Origin of the sequence: Rhizobium sp. BK060 (assembly GCF_014193145.1) — a bacterium.
Lineage (GTDB): Bacteria > Pseudomonadota > Alphaproteobacteria > Rhizobiales > Rhizobiaceae > Rhizobium.
This window is the reverse complement of sequence record NZ_JACHYW010000010.1, coordinates 85469-105386: the sequence shown is the minus strand read 5'-3', so window position 1 is coordinate 105386 and position 19918 is coordinate 85469. Positions and strand designations below refer to the sequence as shown.

The window sequence follows — 19918 nt, the reverse complement described above, 5'->3', positions numbered from 1 at the left end:
GGCACGATGTCTGATCCAAACTATCATTCTATAGACAACGACGCCGCCATCGGCGGTCAGGTGAGGCGCTCCGGGGTCGGGCTGATGCGACCGGTCGCCGTGGTGGCGGCAATCGCCGGCGTTGGTGTGGTCCTCTATTTCCTTCTCTCCGGCGGCGAGCGGGAACCGGCGATCGACAATACGCCGCATGAAGAGTTCCGCCCGGTGCAAGCGCCTAGAAACGAAGGCTTCAATCCGCCAGCGCCGCCACCCTTGCCGACAGTGCAGGTGCCGGAGGCGCCACCCCCTCCGCCACCCCCGCCGCCGGCGCCCGTCATCCCGGCGCCGGCCCAGATCGCACTGGTCGATGTCGATTGCTCGAGAGGCAAAAATCCTGACGATCCTAAGTGCATCGAGCTCGCCCGGCAGGCAAAACTGCTTGAGCGCGTGCGCTCCACTGCTGTCGTCTTCGATCAGTCGGAACGCGCAAGCGGGCCCGCAAGCGCTTCGCCCGACGCTACGGGAGCCGGATTGTTCGGCGCGAACGGCTCGACAGGCACGCCCGCCGGCGCAACCTCCGACGCAGCAGGTGCTGTCGATGGCGATCGCGCCTTCCTGAAGGCCATGGGCGGGCAGGGGGTACAGGTGTCAGTTGCCGCCGAGAACCGCCGTATCGATGCCTGGATCCCGCAGGGCACGATGATCCGCGGCACATTGGAGACGGCGATCAATTCCGACCTCGCCGGTATGGTGAAAGCAATCGTTCGGGACGATGTCTATTCCTTCGATGGCCGGCGCATCCTCATTCCTGCCGGCTCCTCACTGATTGGCGACTATAAATCCGGTGTCGAACGCGGGCAGGAGCGCCTGTTCATCGTGTGGACGCGCATGATCCGTGGCGACGGTGTTTCGGTTCAGCTTGGCTCTTACGGCACGGATCGTCTCGGCCGCTCCGGCATGACAGGTGTCGTCGATCGGAAATATTGGGAGCGGTTCGGGCCACCGGCGCTGATGACGATGATCGGCGGGGTCACCCAATACATTGCTCAACTCGGTCAGAAACAGGATCGAAATATCACGGTGATCAACACGGACGGAAGCGTGACCAGCATTCCGCAGAATAACGGAACGACCTCGCAGGATCGGGCGCGCGAGATCGCTGCGGAGACGATCGCGTCGGGCATTCAGCAACTCGCAAGCGAGGCTTTCCAGGACAGCCGCAACATCCGCCCCACAATCCATATCGCCCAGGGGTCCGACATCACCGTCTTTGTTACCCGAGACCTGGATTTCTCGGATCTCTATTCGGACCCGGTGCGTGAAGAGTTCGATCGCTTGCGCAGAAAGAGGGCGGGCAAATGAACGCGCACCCATCGATCTCCGCCGAGCAGCACTTTCTTTCCGAGGCGCTCGAGCCCATCAGACAATTTCTCGACGATCCCGCGGTCGTCGAGATTTCCTGCCAGCGCAGCAACGAGATCTGGCTCGAGCGGATCGGCCAGCTCAGCATGGTCAGGCAAGAGGTCGATGGGCTCGACCAGGAGGCGATCCGCCATATGGCGTCGCGCGCGGCGTCGTTCACGAAGCAGACCATCAATGCGGAGAATCCGCTGCTTTCGGCAACGCTCACCAACGGTGAGCGCGTCCAGTTCGTGCTTAACCCCACCTCTGCCACTGGCCACGCCTTTTCGATCCGCAAGCAGTTTATCCGGCTCTTCGATCTCGACGATTATGAGAAAGCGGGAGCCTTCCGCTTCACCAAGGTCACGGGAGACGACTACATCGACGATGTCGATATCGAGTTGTCGCGCCTGCTGCGTATTGGGAAGGCGCGTGCGTTTCTGGAGTTCGCGGCCGCCAATCATCGCAGCATGTTGATCTCCGGCGGCACCTCCACCGGCAAAACGACATTCCTCAATACGATGCTGACGGCGATCCCAAACTATGAGCGTTTCATCCTCATGCAGGATACGGCGGAGCTGGAACCCCGCCAGGAAAACGTCGTCTCGTTGCTGGTCTCGAAGGGTGCCCAGGGCGAGGCTAGGGTCACGATGACAGACCTTTTGGCTTCCGCACTGCGTCTCAGACCAGACCGAATCTTCATGGGCGAACTGCGTGGCGACGAGGCTTTCGACTTCCTCAATGCGATCAACACTGGTCATCCGGGCTCGATGTCGACCATCCACGCGAACTCCCCACACCATGCCTTCAACCGACTGTCGACGCTGGTCCTTAACAGCAATGTCCGCATGGAGCGTGACGATATCATCCGCTACATCCGCTCGATCATCCCGATCGTGGTCCAACTGAAAAAAAGCGATGCCGCCGGCGGCCGCGGCGTCAGCGAGATCTATTTTGCAGACGAGGTGGACAAAGATGGCAAGCGTATCCACGGACGCAGAGGCTGAACGCCCGAAATGGACGAAGCTTCAGGAGGTCTCGGCCTTTACATTCCCGGTCGCCGTTCTCGGCGCCGCGTTGATATGGTTGCTGTTATTCACGCTGATCTACGACGCCTATGTCACATCCTTCGGATCGACATCCTATTACGATTATGTTGCCCAGGCCCGCATTCTCGACAGTATTGCCTACACATGGTCGATCATCCGTACGCGAAACACTTTTGGGCTTTCGATCCTGGCGTTCGTTCTTGCTTCACCGTTTCTGTTTTTTCTTCTGTGTCTGTGGATGCTGAAAGGTGGAAGGGCGCTGTCGCGTAAAATCCTCTACCTCCTGCATGTGAGGTCGATGTTCACCCTGATCGCGCATACGGCGCTGATCTTTGCTGGCGCCTATGTCGGCGTCATTGTCTACGGAATCGTCTTTTATCTCGTTGCAAGCAAGGCCGGTGGGTTAGCCGGAGTAGCGGACTATTATGGCGCTCATCTTGCGGCGATGTATCAGGCACCCTTTGGAGCCACCGACGTGGCCGGTACGTTTCAGCGGCCCTCGCGACAGACTGTGTTCGCCGCTCTCGCCGGTTTGGTGGCTGCTGGAGCTCTGGTCGGGTTTCCGATTGGGGCGGCGATCCAGAAACGCCAGCGCATGATCATGGGCAAGGCGCGGTTGGCGACCTTGAAGGATGCCGCCGATTTCCGGCTGCGCGACAAGCACGGTATCGTCCTCGGCCTCAAGCAGGGCCTTCTTCTGCGCAACGACGGCGACCAGCATGTGATGGTCATCGGCTCGCCGGGACAGGGCAAGTCGCGCGGCTTCGTCATTCCGACGATGATGAGTTTTAAGGGATCGCAGATGGTCCTCGACATGAGCGGCGAACTGTTCGAGGAGACGTCCGGTTATTTGAAGGACCAGGGCTACGAGATTTTCCTGCTGGCGCCGGGATCGAAATTTACCGACGGCTATAATCCTCTCGACCTCATCAGCGCCGACCCGAACCAGCGCATCACCGACCTGCAGAAGCTGACGCAGATGCTGTTGCCAGAGCGTCTGCGCTCCGATTCCTCCGACTTCTGGGAAGAGAGCGCCAGGATATTGCTGACGGCCATGCTTGGCTTCGTGCTCGAATGCCCTGACACCCGAAAAACGCTGAGCGAGCTCTACCGCATCCTCAATTCGATGTCGGACGAGCGCAAGGCGATCATCCAGCTGCTGGAAAACTATGAGGCGGTTCTTTCCGATCAGACCCGCATGCAGCTGACGAAGTTCGCCGGCCGGCACGAAAAACTTGGGGAGGGGATCGCGGCTGAGATCGTCGCCAAGCTCAATTTTCTGCAAAACCCTCTCGTCGAGGCGCTGACCTCCGTCACCACGATCCCGATCGACACAATCAGAAAGCGCAAATTGGTGATCTTCATTCAGGCCGACTGGAATGCGATGCAGATCTACGAGCGGCTGATTTCGATGTTCATCCAGCAAATGGCTGACAAGCTCGTGCAGATGGGACCGTTGCGCAACGGCGAGCACGAAGTGCTGATGATGCTCGACGAGTTCGGCAATGGTGGCCGCATAGACACTGTCCTGACGCTTGCGCCCTTGATCCGCAAGAACGGCGTTCGCTTCGTCTTTATCCTGCAGGACGGTGCGCAACTCGAACGTTTATATCAGCGCTCTGGGCAGAAGATTCTGATGGGCGCGTCCACGATCAAGCTGTTCATGAACTTCCAGAACCAGGAGGACGCAGCCGCCGTCTCTGCCGCAGCCGGCAGGACGACCGAGTGGGTCGAGCAGTCCTCTTACTCCCATCGCCATGGTCGCAGGCAGCGTTCAATCTCGAAGGTGCCGGTGTCAGTCGACCTGCTTCCCGTCAACACATTGATGATGATGAAGCCGGAGGAGGCGATCCTCCAGGTCACCGGCATGCCGCTCATGCGCATCATGAAGCTCGATTCCGGCGGCGAGCGGATGTTCTCGAACGTGCGGAAGTTCAAGCCGGTGACCAAACCGTGCATACAGCCGGTCGAATGGACGATTGCCGACAGCGAAGCCCTCATGCCCGGCGCGCCACAGCTTGGAACCGCGCCACCAAGGAGAAAGGAGAACTACTCGCCGGCCTCTGGGATGGAGATGGATTTGGCCGTCGTCACCCGGCCACAGCAGCCACAAAGCATTCGTTTCATCGTCAAGGAGGGCGTGCGTCACGTCTATATTTCGTCGCTCGATGAGCTTCGCCAGCGTCTGGATCTCGACGAAACGCGCGAGGCTGGACGGACGGAAGAAGAACTTCGAGATGACGAGAAGACACCGGCGCAGAAAAAGCAATCTTCTCCGAGAGGCGGTCGCCAAGGAGATGGGGACGCGACGCGCGCTTACGGCCCCGTCCAGATTGACGGTGTCGATATCGAGATAGATCAGGCGAAGTTGGACCGCAGTGTCTATCCGGGCTCTCCGCGCGGACCACGGACTCGGGTTCAACGAACTACGGAATTTCAGGAGGAGACTGAAAATCTCCCGGCGTCAGCCATCCTGCGGCGCCAGGACGTCCGTGGCGCTTTCGGTTCGGACATCAAGGCCTTGAACGACGCAATCTTTGAGCAGGCGGACGCAGGCTCGCTCGATCCGATGGAGCTGAATGAGGATGTCGAGCTCTTGATCGGAACGCTCTCTGAGCGCCTGACCGAAGATAGCTCAAAAGCGTTTCTGCGCGAATTTGCCGATCGTGCGCGCGATCCTCTGCGCGAAGAGGGGCTGCAAGATGACGACGCTAATGACCGGTTAGCGTAGGCCGAAAGCATATGCGCAAAGGTACGGCTTTCCGCTTCGCGATGGCGGAGCGGTATTTGCAGTTTCAGTGAAAGCCAGCAGAAGGAGGAAGATTCCGTGGGCGAAATCAGGTACCTCGCAACTCGAGATCTCTTGAAAGACGATGTTGTCGAGCGGATTGTTGCAGCAGCCAGGGCTAACGCTGGTCTCTGGCTGATGGTCAAGGAGCGTGCCGTCGAAAAGCGCGCTATCAAGGCCGAACTCAAACGCCGGGGAGCGGATGCAAATGACCTGGACCGGCTGTTTCCCACCCGCTTGACGCCGACGATTGCCGAACTCGCGGATGAGCTCGTGTCCACCATGTTTGGGAACTGCCCCCCGGAGATCGGATCTCGTGCTCGGCTCGCTCTGCTCAAGGCAGCCGAATCCGAGCTTGATGGCGGCTCGGCACAGCCATAGCAGAAGGCGAACCCCGCCGCCCAGCCATCTCCTACGCCGATCATCGACCAACAGTTGCGCCGCAGTTTCAGCCGCCGCCCAGTTTGTCGATGACCCACGCCTGCAGCCGGCGCCCGGTGCGCTCGGAATTCGCTTCGGTAAGATCCTCTGGAAAAATCCCGAAGATCGGCCCAAGGTACTTCATTCGCGGGATCGATTTTTCCTTGGCGTGCCGATATTCCTCGGTCTCCATCCCGAAGGCTTCGACGAGCAGTCTGCGCGGTGGCTGATCTCTATAGGCAATCTCCAATACAAAGTCTGGCCTGCAAAGGCCGATGGACGTTTCCATGGCGAAGAGGGGCTTGATAATGGAGATCCGCAGTTCTGGAGCAGCATCGAAGAGCGATTGCTGAAGCCAGAAAAGCAGATGGGAAACGTCACGCTCAAATCCGGACTCGACGGGGAAGAGCGTATCGCCGTTATAGACCGGCTGGGCGTAGGATTGCACAGCCCGAACCGGGCCTTCATCGTCCTCCTGAAAATCCACGTTCAGCAGCGTCAGGAACGGTCCTCGGCTTGCCGGGTCCCCCCGAAGCGGCTGGCGCACCTTGGAGAGGATATCGATTGTCCGCGAGGTGGATGCCGGCATGACGGCTTGCGTGGAAACGCTGGTCGAAAACAATAGCATGAAGCCGGTTCGACGAAGTCCCTCGGGCCAGTCGCCGCGCGAGCTCGCAAGCAGCCGTTGCCAACGGCTCTTCGGATCCCAATAGTCGGGGCCCCAAGTCGATAAAAGAGCGTTCAACGTCCAGGTTCTGAGTACCCTCAGCTCCCGTGCGGCCGAGCGCAACCGGAAGAGCTGATCGGCGAGCTTGAAATCAACATCAGCCTGCAGCGGCGGGATTACGTTCATACCCGCCCTATCAAGCATCCGCCACAGCACGCCACCCAGTCTGGACGGCCGGTCGTTTCGTTCGCTCGAGCGGGAGGGATCATGACCTGAGACATCCGCCAGGCGATCGGGAATGGCAGGAAGGGCATCAATGTACGAACGCTTGGATCTGGACAGGGGTCGAAGATGGTAGCCGCGGTCAATGAGGGCGGGACTGGCGTCCTTGTCGACGTGAAACGGACAGGTGAGGGCGTGGTTTGGTCGCTCCTCATGCCGATCGGGGGCATCGTCCTTCGGCGTCAGCCGCCGCAGCGTGAAGGTGCGTTCCTGTTGGATCGGAGCAAGCAGTGGCTGATGCTGTGCCTCCAGGCAATCACATTCGATCCAGCCACTCATCACCTTGACGCGGCGGATAACTGAAAGCGCAACCGCCTCATCGGCGCTTGAGGCAGCGTTGCCGTACCAGGCGCGCAACGCGACGGCCTCGCTGTCGGTTAGTTCAGCCAACATATGCGTCGGGCTGTTGCGGACCACGATACGCATCGTTCGCCGTCAGTACCCGATCGACCATAGGCTGAAGCCGAGATATCCGACGCCCGCGGAGCGAGCGAGAGCAAAGGTCGTTTCCGCCCAACCGCGAATGCCCCAAAAGCTGCTTCTCGCCAACCGAGCACCTTCAATGACGACCGAAAGGAAGATGTAGGTCGGGATGACCATCGCATAGCCCAAGGTCATGCTGTCTCGAAAAGCGATCCGAGCGGTGACGAATGCGAGCGCCAGGAATAGGATCGCCATTCCTAGTCGCCGCGGGTCGATCCGATAGCCAAACCGTTCGAGCGATCCCATGCGTGTTCTCCATTCATAGGAAACAGATCAAAAAAAATTTAACCGCAGTTAAAGTTTGGAGCAATCGGAGATAGGTCTACAAGGAGAATAATTGTCCACTTCGAGAGGCGTCGGGGGGCCGCTTGCACAGGTTGCCCGCTGCGGTGTATTGAAGCCGCACACGAAGATGAGAACGGTAACGCTTAACTTTTTTGGTCTCTGGACAGCCTGATGCATCGGATGAGCGGTAGAACTTTGAAACATCCCCGTGACTGTCGGCGCGCTCATGCGCCTGGCTGTCGGCCCGTATGGCTCGGGAGCGCGTTGATGAGAACTCCGCGCGAGGGTGTCGTTCGATGTCGCGGTTGAAGGACGATGGCGCCGACCAAGTTTCGAATGCGATCGACCTGACGTCTCTCTCTTTCCAGGAACGGCTCGCCATCGGTCTGATGCGGTTGAAGGCTCAACGGCGGTTGACGAACAAGGATCTCGCCGACCAACTTGGAGTGTCGGAAGCGTACATGTCGCAAGTCACCCGCGGCATGCGGGATGTCAAGCTGTCGACCCTCGACAAGATGCAGCGCGAGTGGAATGTCACGATTGAGGATTTGTTCAGAATCTCGGAAAGTGATCTTGCTCGGATCGCCGCGTGGCGCGCCCGTCGAAGGAAAAAGAAGACAACCGACGAGCCGACGTAAAGTTCTTCCAGTGTGACACTGGTTCGACGTGGATTAATGGTTCAGGTTGAACCAGAACCTCTGCTTCACGCCTTGTTCGTTAGGGATATCGAAGTAATAGGGGTCTCCGCGGCGCGGCCGCGGCGTCGCAATCTGCTGGATGCAGCTATCGCCGCGATCGCCGAAGCTCCTTCGTATCACAACACTGCTCTGGTTGCCGCCGGAAGCGCGCTGACCTGGAGATCGGCAAACATCAACAGTTCTGATGCACTGGTCAGGCTCACTGCTCCAGCCATTGCCAGTCTGCGAACTGCTGCCAACTGTGGTGCCTGACGGGCAATCTTCGTAGGTCTCGCGTCCCGGCTTGCCGGCATTGGCTTCATGGCAAATAGGCCACGAAAATCCCGGTTCCTTCATCGCTGCGATGAGCTTTGTCATGGGCGGAACGCAGTACGAGACGCCGTGCCAGGACGGGTTCTGTGAAGCAGCGCAAAGCAGAACCTGGCATCCCCAGGATGCTTCGTCGGCCCTTACGGGCGTCGCTGATGGCGCAAGGGCCGAACCCACCATGATTGCTGCCAATATCAGTGTCTGTCTCATTGTCCGCCCCTTCGAGGTGTTCATTGGATTTGCCTCCAGACGCCCTCAATTTTAGCAAAGGAGAGCACACCGGGTTGGATAACACCGGCAAATGATCCTGCAGTCGTTGTGATAATGCCGGAGCAGGTCACACCCGGCACAAACTGACGCGGTTTGCATTCCGAAATGCGCATCGATCGCCCGGATTTCGCAAGCGCGGCGGTTGCCTCCTCGTCACTTGGGACGTCTGGCTTCGTGTTTTGTGACACTTCGTCTTTCAGCCGAGCGAGCTCGTTTTCGAGATCGATCTCGTGGCCGCGTCTGATCACTTGCGTGACCGCATAGCCGCCGGCGGTGCCAACCAGAAAGGCGGTCGCCGCCGCCAGGACCGCGCCACCGGAAGGTTTGTTCATCGCCACCTCAGTATCCCTCAATCCCAAGGCGTTTCAGGATGGCAGCCGGATTGGTTTGGCAGTCCTTTCTCCAATCCGGGTGGTTGGCGCAAGCATACGCGTATTGGCTGAGATCGGCTGACGAGAGATCGGCAAGCTTGTTGCCGACAGCTTTCCATCGCTGCACCTCAGCCGGATCGCAACCAGCGCCTCCGGCCCCGCAAAAGTCCGGATCGCGCTGGTCTATCTGCTTCTGGGTAGCGCCGTCCTCGGCGATCGCTATCGACGCGCATCCGGAAAGCATGATGACCGCTACAGCGGCTGCAACAATGCGGTTCATTTAACCTCCATGCATTTCGTTAGGAGTGAGCGATCTGGCGGGGACAACGGGTAAAGGTAGGGGCAAGCCGCTGTCAGGTTCCGGTGAAGAACCCCTGACCTTCTCCCCATTTGCAGTCGACGCGGTATAGAGCCAGGGAGGAAGGAGATCTGGCGATGACCAGACGCCGTATCCGAGGCCCCGCGCCTTCCTTTCGATATCGAAATAGGCGGGAACCTGAGGTTCGCCGCGGTAATTGAATGCGTAGCCGATGCCTTCCGCGATCGCCGTGGCGGCTAGGTTTGTCTCTCCGACAAAGCAATGGGCGAGGATCACACCGTTGGCGTCGCGACTAATAGGCGCACAGTTGACGTCCTGCCCAAGTGTGCGAAGGATCATCCAGGCCCGCGAGACCTGGCCAGCGGGCCAGTCAACCCCATCACTCGTCGCTGTTTGCTCAAGGCGAGGGGCTTCATATCCCGCAAGCCGCACGGTCTGCGCGCTCTTTCTGAATTCAAGAGTGGTCGCATCGATGACCTGGACCTTTCCATAGATCTGACGCGGGATATCAGCCGGCCGGACTTGTGCCCTCGGGGCCGCCACTGTCATCGTCAAAAACATGATTGACAGCGAAACAAGTCTCATCGTTGTGCGCTCCCTTGATCCGTGAGGATTGAGACGGGGTGAGGCATGTCCGAATAGGCCCACAGCCCGACACGTGCGGCTCGTGCGCTTTCTTCCGCCACCCTGTAGCCGGGAACGATCAAATGGCCGGTGGTGTCGACGGCGGCGAATCCCCACCCCTCAGCGATCATGTAAGTTGCGAGATCATAGCGCCGTTTGCCTGTTGTCGTCTGGCAGCCGACCACGGCATTGTTCTGATCGATGTCCTTGATGGTGGTGCAGACGGGCTTCGTATCTCTAATCAGGGCCTGTACCATGATCAGGTTGAGCTCTCCGCAATCCCTGACAACACCGGGAGAAATTGTGACGGGTGTCCCGCGGAGACACGCTTGCAGGCCATAGAGACGATATCGCCGCCCGCCGGAAATCCAGGTGTCGCCGGTTTCGAATTGAGCCTGTGCTGGAAACGGCGCGAATTCGGTTCCATCGTTTTCGTGGGTATCTACGGCAGCCGTTTTGCTCCTAGTCGCCTGGACCAAGATAATCGGATCTTGGTGGCGCGGAGGGTCTGGGAGGTTCGAGCCGGAGAGCAGGGGCATGATCAATATGCCTGCAAAAAGTCCGGAGGCTGCAAGCGTGGATATCAACATCAGGAACCTCATCGCAATCAGTTTACGGAAGGATTGGCGCGATAGCGCTCACCGTAAGGATGCAGGAACTGCGCGTTTGCCCATATTCCGGCTCTTGCCTTCTGCGCGCGTGTCTCTGCCTGTGCATATTCTGGAAACACTGCCCGGCCGGTGCGATCGCGTGAGGCGAACGCTACTCCCTTGGTAATGAGCACTTCGGAAAGCGATCGTGTTTCACCGTCCTTCACGAAGAAGCATTCGGCAAAACGTACGGTTGGAGAGCCGGAATTTTGGCCGAGGAAATGACACGGGAAGGCGTCGCCGGCGCCGGCCTCAGCCTCCTCGAGCATGGCGGTTAGACCGGCGAGCGAGACCATAGAGCATGTGGTCTGCACACCGGCAAATTCCATCTCCTCGGTCGAGAGGCAGCCTTGGGCGCCGGCCAACTTGACGATGGTCCCGTCGGAGTCGAGAAAGGCGCTCCCGCTCAGTGCACCTTCAGGTGTGATACTTTGCAGGTCGAGCTGCTCGGCGATCGAAGAGATATCGAGAGGCTTTTGAGGGGCAGGGATCAGATCGCGCCCTTCTGCGTAAGCCTTCTGATAATAGCTGACAAATCTTGAGACCACATCCTCTTCGCCCGTAAGCGCCAGGGCATTTGTCGCCCACGCAATGGTGCAGAAGAGGAGTTGAACGAGCCGTCGTGCGCCAGGTTTCATGCTTGCGTCCGTGATCAAATTGGCTCTGAAAATGATGCACAAAATTATACTGAAGTGCAAGTCTGGAAAAGTCGGAGAGATTGCGATATGTATTTTCAAACGCGAAATTGGGACATGGAGAAAGGCAGATGTCGCTACAGCAGACGGCCGTCAGGATTGTGATCTTCCCCTTCAGGGCCCTATGGTTCCTGATTTTGATCATCAACTTTCTGATCATCTCGGCCGCCTGTGTCTTGGTTGCGGCCTTTGTCGCTTACGCCCTTGCGCTGACGATTTCGTATCTCTTGTTCCCCGCAGAATCGACGCGGGGGCTATGGGAGTGGGCGGCCAACCTTTATGCGCAGTCCCCTTGGTTCAAAGGCGCGACGATCACCTTTTTCGTGCTCCTTCTTCTGCCGATCCTGAAACTCTGGCCGGGCAGAGATCTTAAGGAGGAGACAGCCCGCGAGCGCGAAGCGGTGAGGATCAACGACGATCTGATCGCGGTTCGCCAGCGGACGCAAGCGCAAGCAAAATTCCGAGGTTGAGGGATCCATGACAGGCAAACCACTTTCGCTCGCGATCTCAACCTTCAAGGGCGGCGCTGGGAAATCGACCCTGAACGTCAATCTCGCAGCCGAGTTCGCACAGCAGGGACACAGGACGCTGCTCATCGATTGTGACGAGCAGGAATCATCGACGCGCTGGTACAATGTATCGATGAAACGAGGGCTGCTCCCGAGCGACGGTACGCTGCTGCATCTGCGGGTAGCGCCGGACGATCGGTTCGTAGATCGCCTTGCGGAGGCGCCCGCGGCCGATATCCGGATCTACGACGTTGGCGGATACGTCCACCAACGGGCAATCGAAGTTTACCACGAATGCGATGCAGTCCTCATTCCTGTCATACCCGAGCCGACGGCTGCGACCTCAGCAATCAAGGTGGCGACGATTTTAAAGGAGATTTCCAGGAAACGGGCGCAAGGTCCAATCCCGTACGCGGCGATCTGGAACTATGTGGACATGATCGCCCTCAAGCACAATCGCTCCCTCCCGGAGGTCCATGCTATCCTGACGAGCGGCCAGATTCCGATGGTGGACACGGTAGTCCGAAAGAGCAATCACTTCAGCGACGTCGGCGCCGGCTTCGGGTCGCTCTATTCCAAGCTCGCCAGCATCGAGAACAATCCGGCGCTGACGCCGTCGGCCAAACGGCGTGCCTCAGAAAGCGTGCTCGACGCGATCGATCTGGTCAAAAATATCAACAACGAATTCATCGGCCTTCTGCAGGCCGAGGCTGCCTGAGCGCGATGTCGAGGGAACGAACGCCAGCCGGCAACATACTCGCTCTTTCCCGATCGAGAGAAGACCAGGCGAGGGACGTGCAGGAGGATGCGACCTCCTACATGCCGACCGGCCTCGATCTCGACAAGCTCATGCCGCAGGATCCTTCCCAGGCGCAGGAGCCGAGCGTCGAGCAGGAAACGAGGCCAGAGCACCGTCGTTCTCCAGGGAAGAGCAAACTTCGCGAAGAGCGGTCAGTAAAGGCCCAAGCCGATGTGAACGCGGGATCGGTCAAGCGAAAGCGTATTTCCCTCTACCTCGATGACGACGTGCTGACGAAAATCTTCCGCGTATCGCTGGAACGGCACGAACAACTCTCATCGGCGACCCACCGACTGATCCTCGAAGCCTTGAAGGCGAGGGGGATGTAGGCAGATGCGTGGACCGGCCGTCATGTTCCGTCTACCTGCCCATGTCCTTAGCAACGTGGAGCTGCTTGCCAGCCGTCTCGATATCTCTGTCAACCTTGTTGCAAAGCTCATCGTCACCAGAGAGATAATGCATGTGCCGGCGATGCTGGAGGAGCATGACCGGCAGCTGGGAAACATGCATCAGTTCCTCCGCGAGCTTGCCTTTCACAACGAGGAGTTTCTGTCGGAAGAGCGCGACCAGGCTGTGCTGGGCGCGGCCATCATGGCGAAGCTGGACGAGGTGATTAGCGCCCTGGACTCAATTCGTGATGCAGCTTTCGTGAGACCTTCGACCTTTGTCGCCGATCTGATCAGGAGACACGATGAACGACCTCTCCAGAAATCGCTCCGGATCTAGGCGTGAAGGCCGAAGGCTGCCGAGCTATTTCGACCTCATCGAGGATGAGCTTCGACGGCGCGGCGGCGGGGGCGGTGGAGCGAGAAAAGCGCCACCGAGGGCAAATACCGGCATGCCCTCGTTAGCGCGCAACGCCGGCGCAGCGACAGCGTTCAGCAGGGCGAGTGGAAACAACGCGGTTGTCGTCAAGGTGTTGTCGTATGGAGCAGGTGCTGCCTCGGCACGCAACGTTCTTGCCTATCAAAGCAAGGAAGAAAAAGCACACGATCAGGATGGCCGCGAAGTCTCCGATCTCAGCGCAGAAGTCCGATCCTGGGAGAGGGAGTTCGGAAACCGGAAAGGAAGCAAGGACGTGCTGCGGCTGACCTATGAGCTCGAAAGCACCGATCGGGACCGCGTTGCGCACGCATTGAGCTCGCTCACGTCAGAGGGGTTCCGCGACGTTGGTGATACGGATCGGACCTACGCGTTCAGCGTCAGCGAAGGCGTGAAGGGCCAAACCCGTCTGAACCTCGCGCTGGTGATTGCGCATGAGAAGCGGGACCGATCAGACCGCAGCAGCGACAATCGCATTGCGGCTGAAATCGATGACGTGCATGCGATCGATTCACGGGTGGACAAGGCATTGCGTGCGGAGGGGATCACGCCGGTCTCGCGCTATCCGGTGGAGTTTTCGAGTGGTCCGAAGGGGTTCACGGCGGCGCTGCATGCGATGCAGCGCCGAGGCGCGGAAGTGACGCTTTCGACTAAGACGCACATAGAGGAACGTCCGGGAAAGAGCGGCCGCTATCATCAAAGCGTCGCACGGCGCGAGCTGAGAACAAGCGATCACAAGCAGCTCACGGCGGAGGGCAAGATCGTCGGGGCGCTCATGCAGACACGCCAGCCTCGAGACTTCATGCATCTATTGCTGTCGGGGCCGGCCAATGTCGACCGGGATCAGTTCGTCCTCGCCGGCCGCGATTTCCTGAGAAAGCAATTTTTCGGTCATCGTTATGCCTATGCGGTCCACAACCGCAATGACCTTGATAAGCATCCGCATCTGCATGTGATCGTCGGGTTGCGTAACAGCAGCGGCAAGATGCTCAATCCCAATGTCCGCGACTTCACAGAGTGGCGCACTCGGTTTGCCGAAAAGGCGCGGGAACGCGGGATAGCTATTGATCGGCAAAAGCGTGTCGAACGTGCAGGTCCCCCGCCCGTCAAACGGTGGGAATGGGAAATGTTTCAGCGCATGGGTGCGACAGCACCGCCTAATGTCGTCGAAAAGGTAATCTCCAAGCTTCGCGATACGCCCACGGCCCCGAAGCTGGAAGAGGCGAGGCGGCGGTTCGATCAGACCCAGCGCTCAATTGGGCGCGTCATCCAAATGTTGGAAGGCATTGCTAAGGACCGAAGCGCACCCAGCACAGCGCGCGAACTGAGTCACGATCTGTCGATCGGGTTGCAGCGCGAGTACCGTCGGTTGGAAACGGCCGTTCGCCGAGGACATGATCCCACTAAAATGAAAGGAGAAGAACACATGCTGCGATCTACACCGATCAGCGCCGCTCAGGCAAAAGCGGCAAAGGAGACACTGGCGACCACCGCCATCAGCGTCGCCGCGAAGATCCTCAACCCAACCGATCGGCTGCTCTTCGAGCAGGCGACCAAAGTTATCGGCACGGTGGTCGGGCTGCAGCTCGATTCACGCGTAACTAAGGATCGCGATCGCGCGGACGTCGATAAGGCCAAGCGTTCCTCTGATAGCCTGGAAACGAAGTCATCGGCTGGTCGCGACCACGTCGCGGAGCAGGGGATAGATAACAGGACTTCGAGCAACCGTACTGCCGACCAATCTCGCATAGCACGCTCAAATTCGGAGCACGAGAGTTCCGAGAACAGTCGGACGAATCGCGAACGCAACCAGCGACGGGAACGCGATCAGTCGAAATCCATCAAACTTCGGCCTCCGCAGGATAAGGACCGGGATCGAAGCCGGTAGCTGAGTAGATCGGCTCGGCAAACGCGGCTTTGTAGATCTCATCTCGATTGCCGATCCAACTCATGGCAGTTTCAAAGCATGCTTGATCTCCGTCTTAAGCCAAACCAGTGCTGCTCGCCGGTCGCTGTCGCGGCCGCCGGCGCTCAATTCTGGATAAAGAACTCCCGTGAAAGCTGGCGTCGTTGAGCTGTAGTGATGGAACTCTCCTTTGCGCACCAGGACCGTCATTGTTGGATCCACCTCGTACCTTTCAGTTAGCTTCAATATCACATCGAGCTCAGATGCTCCGGGCCAACGCGGGGGCTGATCTAGGCCCGGGGAATGAATCGCCTCCACCCAGAAGTCGGGCGAGGCACCCGAGACCTTCAGAAGATCGTCGAGCAGCTGCGTAAGCCTTGCACTGTCAATGCCCGCACCACGATTGGATGGGAACGTGGAATGCCGCCAAATAAATCCGAAGCGAACGCTGAGCTCGCGCATATCCTGGAGCATTGCCAAGAATTCGGTGTCGATATCTCCCAGCGTATGATCTGCGAACTGCGGCCTATGCCGCAGCAGAATGTCGTCGCGCTCAAAAATGACTAGGCCAACCGAGCCCTCTTGCCTGTGGATGCCGTGAACGCCGAGTACGTCAGTCTCCATAGCTGCTTTCATGCCGACTTTGCTTTCCCTAAGTCCTGAATCCATGGTTGGCGTGCCCGAGCTCCGACTGATCTGCGAGATGCCTTTGCGATTTCTGACAATCGATAAAAGGGACGATTACCGCAGATTGCACGATGTCATGCGAAACCAACCGAATCGAAACGAAACGGTGCCAGCAAGTGCTTGTTTAAAAACGACGATTTTTGCATGGAAGGCATCGAGGCCACAGCCGGAGAACATTGATTTCCCGAGCCCCGATAAGTTCTTAGCTTGCGGCCAAGCGAGATTGGTATGGGGATTTTTCCTGGGTTCACGCGAAAGGCGGAGTCGGAAAAACGAAGGTCTCGTCCGTTAGATTCTGGACTGCCCAATCGCTGATTGGATAATGCCGTTCCGAGCTTTTGGGCGCGATAGAAAGCGCTTCAAACTCCAGCCCGCTAACAAAATGTACGGCGGCGTAGCGAGCGAGTAGTGACCACAGTTCAGCTTGAGAACGTCTGGCGTGGCCCCTTCCTGATGGAGTTTTTCGATGAAGTGTTTCGTTAGCTCGGGCAATACCACCTTGTCTCTGGTCGCGAACACCAGTTGAAGCGCAAGGTCGGGCCGTGCGAGATCATGCGCGAAATTTTCCAAATTCAGCGGAGCCCATGCCCTCCGCAGATCCGCGAGCGCGATTGCCGGTTCAAAGCTATCGCGGATCGGTCGCGTCGCGCGTCCTGTCCAAACCATGTCTGCGAGACTCCCGGCCGTCAAAAACAGCGAAGCCTTCGTTACGGCTGGGTCATGCGCAGCGATCAGACCTGCCACCCATGAGCCCAAGCTCATGCCAAGAACCGAAATTTCATCGTAGCCTTCGCTCTTCAGCCACCGGATGAGCTTTCGCCCATCCCATACGGCCTGTCTTAACGACTGGATCGTGCGGCCGAGATTTGAGCTGAGCATATAATCGGCGTACAGGGCGCCTGGTCGGCTGCGTTCGAAATGGTAGGGCATAGCAATCTCCACGACCGTGATCCCACGCTGCGAGAAGAATCCGGCGATCTGACGATTTCGGGCGCCGGCATTCCAATGATGGAAAATCACCAGAGCCTGGTTGCGCGAGCCACGTTCGGTAATTTTTGCCCAGACGGTGTTGTTCTCGTCCACATCGGTGACGATATCCGAAGGAAATTTAAGCCACCCATCATGCAGTTCAAAGCCTTGTGCACCCCCCGACGGCTCATCGTAAAAGCCTGGATCAGAAACAGCGTGTTCGGCAAGGACACAAAACTCCTCCAGGGACTTTATCTCCCCCGCGCCCGGAAAGGCACGGCCCGCGTCGAGGATGAAATCCGTCGCTTTCTTCGCTTCTTCACCGCGTTGAGCGCGATGTTCGTCCCAACGATCCAGCCACCTATGAAACACCATGATTGCTCTCCGATTTGCGCGATCGCGGCAGCGCGAACTCGGGATCAAAGAGGCCGTACGTCCCGACCAGCACTCCGGCGACGAGGAGGATTGAAAAGCCGTCAAAGGCATCGATCAACAAATAGGCGGCAAAGAGTAGGCCCTCGACCGCCGACATCTTCCACAAAGCTTCACGAAACCGCGATCCGACATTCAGACGGATGGAACCGTAGAGAAAAACGACACAGGCCGAAATGGCCACAAGGAGGCTGCTGAAATGCGTCGGCATCCGATAGCCGAAGCTGTTGGCTGCTTGATGGTTACGATAAACCACCGAAACGAAATCGTGCAGTATCCAGGTCACGATGTCCCCTCCATTCGAGCTCAGATAGGAGCTCTGAACCTTCATACATATTGCAATCAGGACACCAAGGATTGTGCACCGGAAAATGCTCCGCATTACTTTCATGCGGATTTCGCCGCCCTCGGCACTATGCTTCCCGCCATGCCGCAGCATCAATCCTTCTTCAATTCTCCCGAAATCGTCGATGATCGTGTGGAGCAAAATAAGGCCTGCGAAGAACAGATAGAAGCAGAAGCACATATACAGGTAAGCCAGCCCAGTGAAAGCGATCTCCATCGGCACTGATATAAGATCGGGTTTCACAACGGCTATCGTGCCCCAACTTGTCGCGTAGTCGCCACCGCCTTTCAGCAGCGGGATCAAACACACGCCGATCCACTGGAGAACACCCGCGAAGAGCACGCAAATAACGAAAACCGCCCAGTATGTATGAGAATACGACTCGATGTTTCGAGTCCAGGTAGCGTTGGCTTCAAACCGGTCGGCCTGTGCCAGCAGACTGAACCGCGCATCCCTTTTCCAAAAAAGCATCAGCTCGATCACAAGCCAAAAGAATAACGGCAAGAGTATCATGAACAGAAGCGTCCAGTTCGGCGCCCACAGGAAGCCGACCTGCTTTGAGATCCCATCGGGTCGACTATAGGTCACGCTGTGAATCCCCACGATATACGAAAGAAATCCGAGGGCAGAGGCACCGGCGAAGGTCAGCGCGGGGAGGTTCAGCGGAGATCCGCTACCAAAAAGGGCCTCCGACCGTCGTGCCAAGTTGAATCGCTTTTTGTGCTGAGAGACTTGACCCCATTCTGCCGGCTCGTCCGAGATCGGCGTCTGACTATTAAGAGTCACAGCCCGAACCATATCCGGCAGCGCTGTACTAGTCGCCGTCTTCCTCGAATCTCGCCTCTTGGCAGTGAGGCGCGATTGCGCCGCGCTGAGTTCCAGGAGCCATTCGCTCGTCGCCTCCTTATCATCGCAGCCGAAGATCCGTGCCAGCCACGCGATGTTAGAAGGACTGATCCCCTTATCGTTCTCTTGAAACCATAGCTGCACGGTGCGTAAATCGATCCCGGCCCGATTGGAGTCGATCTGCGTAATCGCCTCTGCCAGAAGCTCCGGAGTCCATGGCCCCTGGGGAAAACCGTCGGTGCCTACCGGACGGCCGGCACCCACCGCAGCTAACTGCTTGAACAATTCCTTGAAGTCGCTTCCGTCCTTGGGCGGGGCGACAAAAATCTTCCCATTCTTTTCCAATGGTTCAAACGCTCAAATGTGCTCAGTTTTCCCATATGCGCGGCATGCCCTCCGCCTATGTGAAGGCCTTCCGGTTAATGCCGTGGAATCTGTTCTCGTCCTCATCGAAGCCATGGCGAAACCGCCGCAAAGCGACGATTAGTCTCGGCGTCCTTCAGGGCGACGTCGGCGCTGCTTCATGACAGCTTTATATACGGGAAATGCCAACACGAAAAGAAAAAACATCTCTTGCGTGTGCCGAAATGCGCGATAATGTGATCCGAAAATGGTAAAGAAAATGTGATGTAAGAATGGCTTACCGACGTTGGGCCGAGGCCCGCGTCGCTAAAGCACGAGCGGTGGACTAGTTCAATCGGTGATTGAAAATCGCATAAGCAGATTTATGGAACTTTGCCAAACCTTCATCCTGCATCCCGGATCATCGCTTTTGGAAAAAGTCCTAAAGTATGCGGTAGCCGATGAGCGGACTCGTGTAAAGATTGCGGTAGCGCCGACAGGCGTCGTTGAACACAGTTTCCTATGGAAGCCGGGGTAGATCCTGGGCCGCTGGCAGCGTCGGATGGTATCGCGGCGGCCAAGGGACGAGGCTTCACTCGCCGTAATCGCATAAGATGATTCTATGAAAACAAATCTCAATCACATGGAGCTAAGCGCATTCGACCTCGTCGGCCATCGGAGCTGCGGGCACCTTACGTCCCTCGATCTTTAAGCATTGTCGGGCGAACCCGCCAATCGCGTCCGTGGGCAGTCCTCGTGGGCCAGTCATTTTCGAAGCGGATTGCAAAAACACCGCGTCAGATGCAGTTGGCAAAGGCGTTTGTCGGTTCTGGAGATGTCGGAGACTCTGGACCATAGGCGGCGAGATGATGTCCCTGGGAGTAGTGTAGCTCGTTCGATCGTCGAGCTTTCCGGGCAGGGCCGGGAACTGGTCAACTTGCAGCGGGCAAGGTGATAAGCGGATCATCGC

At 58.0% G+C, this 19918-nt stretch carries 21 protein-coding genes; 10 read left to right on the top strand and 11 right to left on the bottom strand.

The window, feature by feature from the left end:
* Positions 1–6 precede the first annotated feature (6 nt).
* The 4 genes from virB10 (at position 7) to FHT71_RS13190 (ending at position 5598) form a co-directional block, all read left to right on the top strand.
* Positions 7–1341, top strand: coding sequence for a type IV secretion system protein VirB10 (gene virB10, locus FHT71_RS13205; RefSeq protein ID WP_183720053.1), 1335 nt, complete (start codon positions 7–9; stop codon positions 1339–1341).
* Positions 1338–2387, top strand: a complete 1050-nt coding sequence (gene virB11, locus FHT71_RS13200; protein ID WP_183720050.1) for a P-type DNA transfer ATPase VirB11 — start codon at positions 1338–1340, stop codon at positions 2385–2387. The genes virB10 and virB11 overlap by 4 nt, the downstream gene beginning before the upstream one ends.
* Complete coding sequence (locus FHT71_RS13195; RefSeq protein ID WP_183720047.1) at positions 2356–5160, top strand: type IV secretory system conjugative DNA transfer family protein; 2805 nt, start codon at positions 2356–2358, stop codon at positions 5158–5160. Before virB11 ends, FHT71_RS13195 begins: the two co-directional genes overlap by 32 nt.
* A 96-nt stretch (positions 5161–5256) precedes the next feature.
* Entirely contained in the window at positions 5257–5598 is a 342-nt protein-coding gene (locus FHT71_RS13190) for a hypothetical protein (protein WP_183720044.1), read from the top strand.
* Between the two features lie 67 nt (positions 5599–5665).
* Here FHT71_RS13190 and FHT71_RS13185 read toward each other — a convergent pair whose 3' ends face one another.
* Positions 5666–7012 (bottom strand): hypothetical protein, encoded by a 1347-nt coding sequence (locus tag FHT71_RS13185; RefSeq protein ID WP_183720041.1) that lies wholly within the window; start codon positions 7010–7012, stop codon positions 5666–5668.
* A gap of 9 nt (positions 7013–7021) precedes the next feature.
* Positions 7022–7315 carry a hypothetical protein gene (locus FHT71_RS13180; RefSeq protein ID WP_183720038.1) on the bottom strand — a complete coding sequence of 98 codons (294 nt, stop codon included), beginning with the start codon at positions 7313–7315 and terminating at the stop codon, positions 7022–7024.
* A gap of 335 nt (positions 7316–7650) precedes the next feature.
* On the opposite strand from FHT71_RS13180, the gene FHT71_RS13175 reads away from it, so the two are divergent.
* Entirely contained in the window at positions 7651–7992 is a 342-nt protein-coding gene (locus FHT71_RS13175; protein WP_113430970.1) for a helix-turn-helix transcriptional regulator, read from the top strand.
* 33 nt (positions 7993–8025) lie between these two features.
* On the opposite strand, the gene FHT71_RS13170 is transcribed toward FHT71_RS13175, so the two are convergent.
* From FHT71_RS13170 to FHT71_RS13145, 6 genes are read right to left on the bottom strand one after another with little or no spacing between them, the layout of a single operon-like run.
* Positions 8026–8571, bottom strand: coding sequence for a hypothetical protein (locus FHT71_RS13170; RefSeq protein ID WP_183720036.1), 546 nt, complete (start codon positions 8569–8571; stop codon positions 8026–8028).
* Between the two features lie 20 nt (positions 8572–8591).
* Positions 8592–8963: a hypothetical protein gene (locus FHT71_RS13165; protein ID WP_183720033.1), complete on the bottom strand. Its 372-nt coding sequence runs from the start codon at positions 8961–8963 to the stop codon at positions 8592–8594.
* A 7-nt stretch (positions 8964–8970) separates the two neighbouring features.
* Positions 8971–9282 carry a lipoprotein gene (locus FHT71_RS13160; RefSeq protein WP_183720029.1) on the bottom strand — a complete coding sequence of 104 codons (312 nt, stop codon included), beginning with the start codon at positions 9280–9282 and terminating at the stop codon, positions 8971–8973.
* Positions 9283–9906, bottom strand: a complete 624-nt coding sequence (locus FHT71_RS13155; RefSeq protein WP_183720026.1) for a thermonuclease family protein — start codon at positions 9904–9906, stop codon at positions 9283–9285.
* Entirely contained in the window at positions 9903–10535 is a 633-nt protein-coding gene (locus FHT71_RS13150; protein ID WP_183720023.1) for a thermonuclease family protein, read from the bottom strand. Before FHT71_RS13150 ends, FHT71_RS13155 begins: the two co-directional genes overlap by 4 nt.
* A 17-nt stretch (positions 10536–10552) precedes the next feature.
* The gene (locus FHT71_RS13145) at positions 10553–11233 is read right to left on the bottom strand and encodes a nuclease (protein WP_183720020.1); all 681 of its coding nucleotides are present in this window, start codon (positions 11231–11233) and stop codon (positions 10553–10555) included.
* A gap of 128 nt (positions 11234–11361) precedes the next feature.
* Between FHT71_RS13145 and FHT71_RS13140 the strand changes: the two genes are divergently transcribed.
* The 5 genes from FHT71_RS13140 (at position 11362) to FHT71_RS13120 (ending at position 15308) form a co-directional block, all read left to right on the top strand.
* Positions 11362–11760 (top strand): hypothetical protein, encoded by a 399-nt coding sequence (locus tag FHT71_RS13140; RefSeq protein WP_183720018.1) that lies wholly within the window; start codon positions 11362–11364, stop codon positions 11758–11760.
* 7 nt (positions 11761–11767) lie between these two features.
* A complete protein-coding gene (locus FHT71_RS13135) occupies positions 11768–12517 on the top strand; it encodes a ParA family protein (RefSeq protein WP_183720015.1) in 750 nt (249 codons plus the stop codon).
* A gap of 77 nt (positions 12518–12594) precedes the next feature.
* Positions 12595–12927: a hypothetical protein gene (locus FHT71_RS13130; RefSeq protein WP_348649303.1), complete on the top strand. Its 333-nt coding sequence runs from the start codon at positions 12595–12597 to the stop codon at positions 12925–12927.
* Positions 12928–12931: 4 nt separating this feature from the next.
* Complete coding sequence (locus FHT71_RS13125) at positions 12932–13324, top strand: hypothetical protein (RefSeq protein ID WP_183720009.1); 393 nt, start codon at positions 12932–12934, stop codon at positions 13322–13324.
* Positions 13290–15308 (top strand): hypothetical protein, encoded by a 2019-nt coding sequence (locus FHT71_RS13120; RefSeq protein WP_183720006.1) that lies wholly within the window; start codon positions 13290–13292, stop codon positions 15306–15308. The genes FHT71_RS13125 and FHT71_RS13120 overlap by 35 nt, the downstream gene beginning before the upstream one ends.
* Before the next feature lie 60 nt (positions 15309–15368).
* On the opposite strand, the gene FHT71_RS13115 is transcribed toward FHT71_RS13120, so the two are convergent.
* The 3 genes from FHT71_RS13115 to FHT71_RS13105 form a co-directional block, all read right to left on the bottom strand.
* Entirely contained in the window at positions 15369–15995 is a 627-nt protein-coding gene (locus FHT71_RS13115; protein WP_246717995.1) for a hypothetical protein, read from the bottom strand.
* A 306-nt stretch (positions 15996–16301) separates the two neighbouring features.
* Positions 16302–17354 (bottom strand): dienelactone hydrolase-related enzyme, encoded by a 1053-nt coding sequence (locus FHT71_RS13110; protein ID WP_183720361.1) that lies wholly within the window; start codon positions 17352–17354, stop codon positions 16302–16304.
* Positions 17344–18951 (bottom strand): hypothetical protein, encoded by a 1608-nt coding sequence (locus FHT71_RS13105; RefSeq protein ID WP_183720003.1) that lies wholly within the window; start codon positions 18949–18951, stop codon positions 17344–17346. The genes FHT71_RS13110 and FHT71_RS13105 overlap by 11 nt, the downstream gene beginning before the upstream one ends.
* Between the last annotated feature and the right edge of the window lie 967 nt (positions 18952–19918).

What these genes read in the sequence shown, in the direction of transcription:
- FHT71_RS13120 (WP_183720006.1), top strand. Translation starts at nt 13,290, where the DNA reads ATGAACGACCTCTCCAGAAATCGCTCCGGATCTAGGCGTGAAGGCCGA.
- FHT71_RS13170 (WP_183720036.1), bottom strand. Translation starts at nt 8,571, where the DNA reads ATGAGACAGACACTGATATTGGCAGCAATCATGGTGGGTTCGGCCCTT.
- virB11 (WP_183720050.1), top strand. Translation starts at nt 1,338, where the DNA reads ATGAACGCGCACCCATCGATCTCCGCCGAGCAGCACTTTCTTTCCGAG.
- FHT71_RS13140 (WP_183720018.1), top strand. Translation starts at nt 11,362, where the DNA reads ATGTCGCTACAGCAGACGGCCGTCAGGATTGTGATCTTCCCCTTCAGG.
- FHT71_RS13160 (WP_183720029.1), bottom strand. Translation starts at nt 9,282, where the DNA reads ATGAACCGCATTGTTGCAGCCGCTGTAGCGGTCATCATGCTTTCCGGA.
- FHT71_RS13165 (WP_183720033.1), bottom strand. Translation starts at nt 8,963, where the DNA reads ATGAACAAACCTTCCGGTGGCGCGGTCCTGGCGGCGGCGACCGCCTTT.
- FHT71_RS13180 (WP_183720038.1), bottom strand. Translation starts at nt 7,315, where the DNA reads ATGGGATCGCTCGAACGGTTTGGCTATCGGATCGACCCGCGGCGACTA.
- FHT71_RS13185 (WP_183720041.1), bottom strand. Translation starts at nt 7,012, where the DNA reads ATGCGTATCGTGGTCCGCAACAGCCCGACGCATATGTTGGCTGAACTA.
- FHT71_RS13125 (WP_183720009.1), top strand. Translation starts at nt 12,932, where the DNA reads ATGCGTGGACCGGCCGTCATGTTCCGTCTACCTGCCCATGTCCTTAGC.
- FHT71_RS13175 (WP_113430970.1), top strand. Translation starts at nt 7,651, where the DNA reads ATGTCGCGGTTGAAGGACGATGGCGCCGACCAAGTTTCGAATGCGATC.
- FHT71_RS13150 (WP_183720023.1), bottom strand. Translation starts at nt 10,535, where the DNA reads ATGTTGATATCCACGCTTGCAGCCTCCGGACTTTTTGCAGGCATATTG.
- virB10 (WP_183720053.1), top strand. Translation starts at nt 7, where the DNA reads ATGTCTGATCCAAACTATCATTCTATAGACAACGACGCCGCCATCGGC.
- FHT71_RS13115 (WP_246717995.1), bottom strand. Translation starts at nt 15,995, where the DNA reads ATGGATTCAGGACTTAGGGAAAGCAAAGTCGGCATGAAAGCAGCTATG.
- FHT71_RS13145 (WP_183720020.1), bottom strand. Translation starts at nt 11,233, where the DNA reads ATGAAACCTGGCGCACGACGGCTCGTTCAACTCCTCTTCTGCACCATT.
- FHT71_RS13135 (WP_183720015.1), top strand. Translation starts at nt 11,768, where the DNA reads ATGACAGGCAAACCACTTTCGCTCGCGATCTCAACCTTCAAGGGCGGC.
- FHT71_RS13195 (WP_183720047.1), top strand. Translation starts at nt 2,356, where the DNA reads ATGGCAAGCGTATCCACGGACGCAGAGGCTGAACGCCCGAAATGGACG.
- FHT71_RS13155 (WP_183720026.1), bottom strand. Translation starts at nt 9,906, where the DNA reads ATGAGACTTGTTTCGCTGTCAATCATGTTTTTGACGATGACAGTGGCG.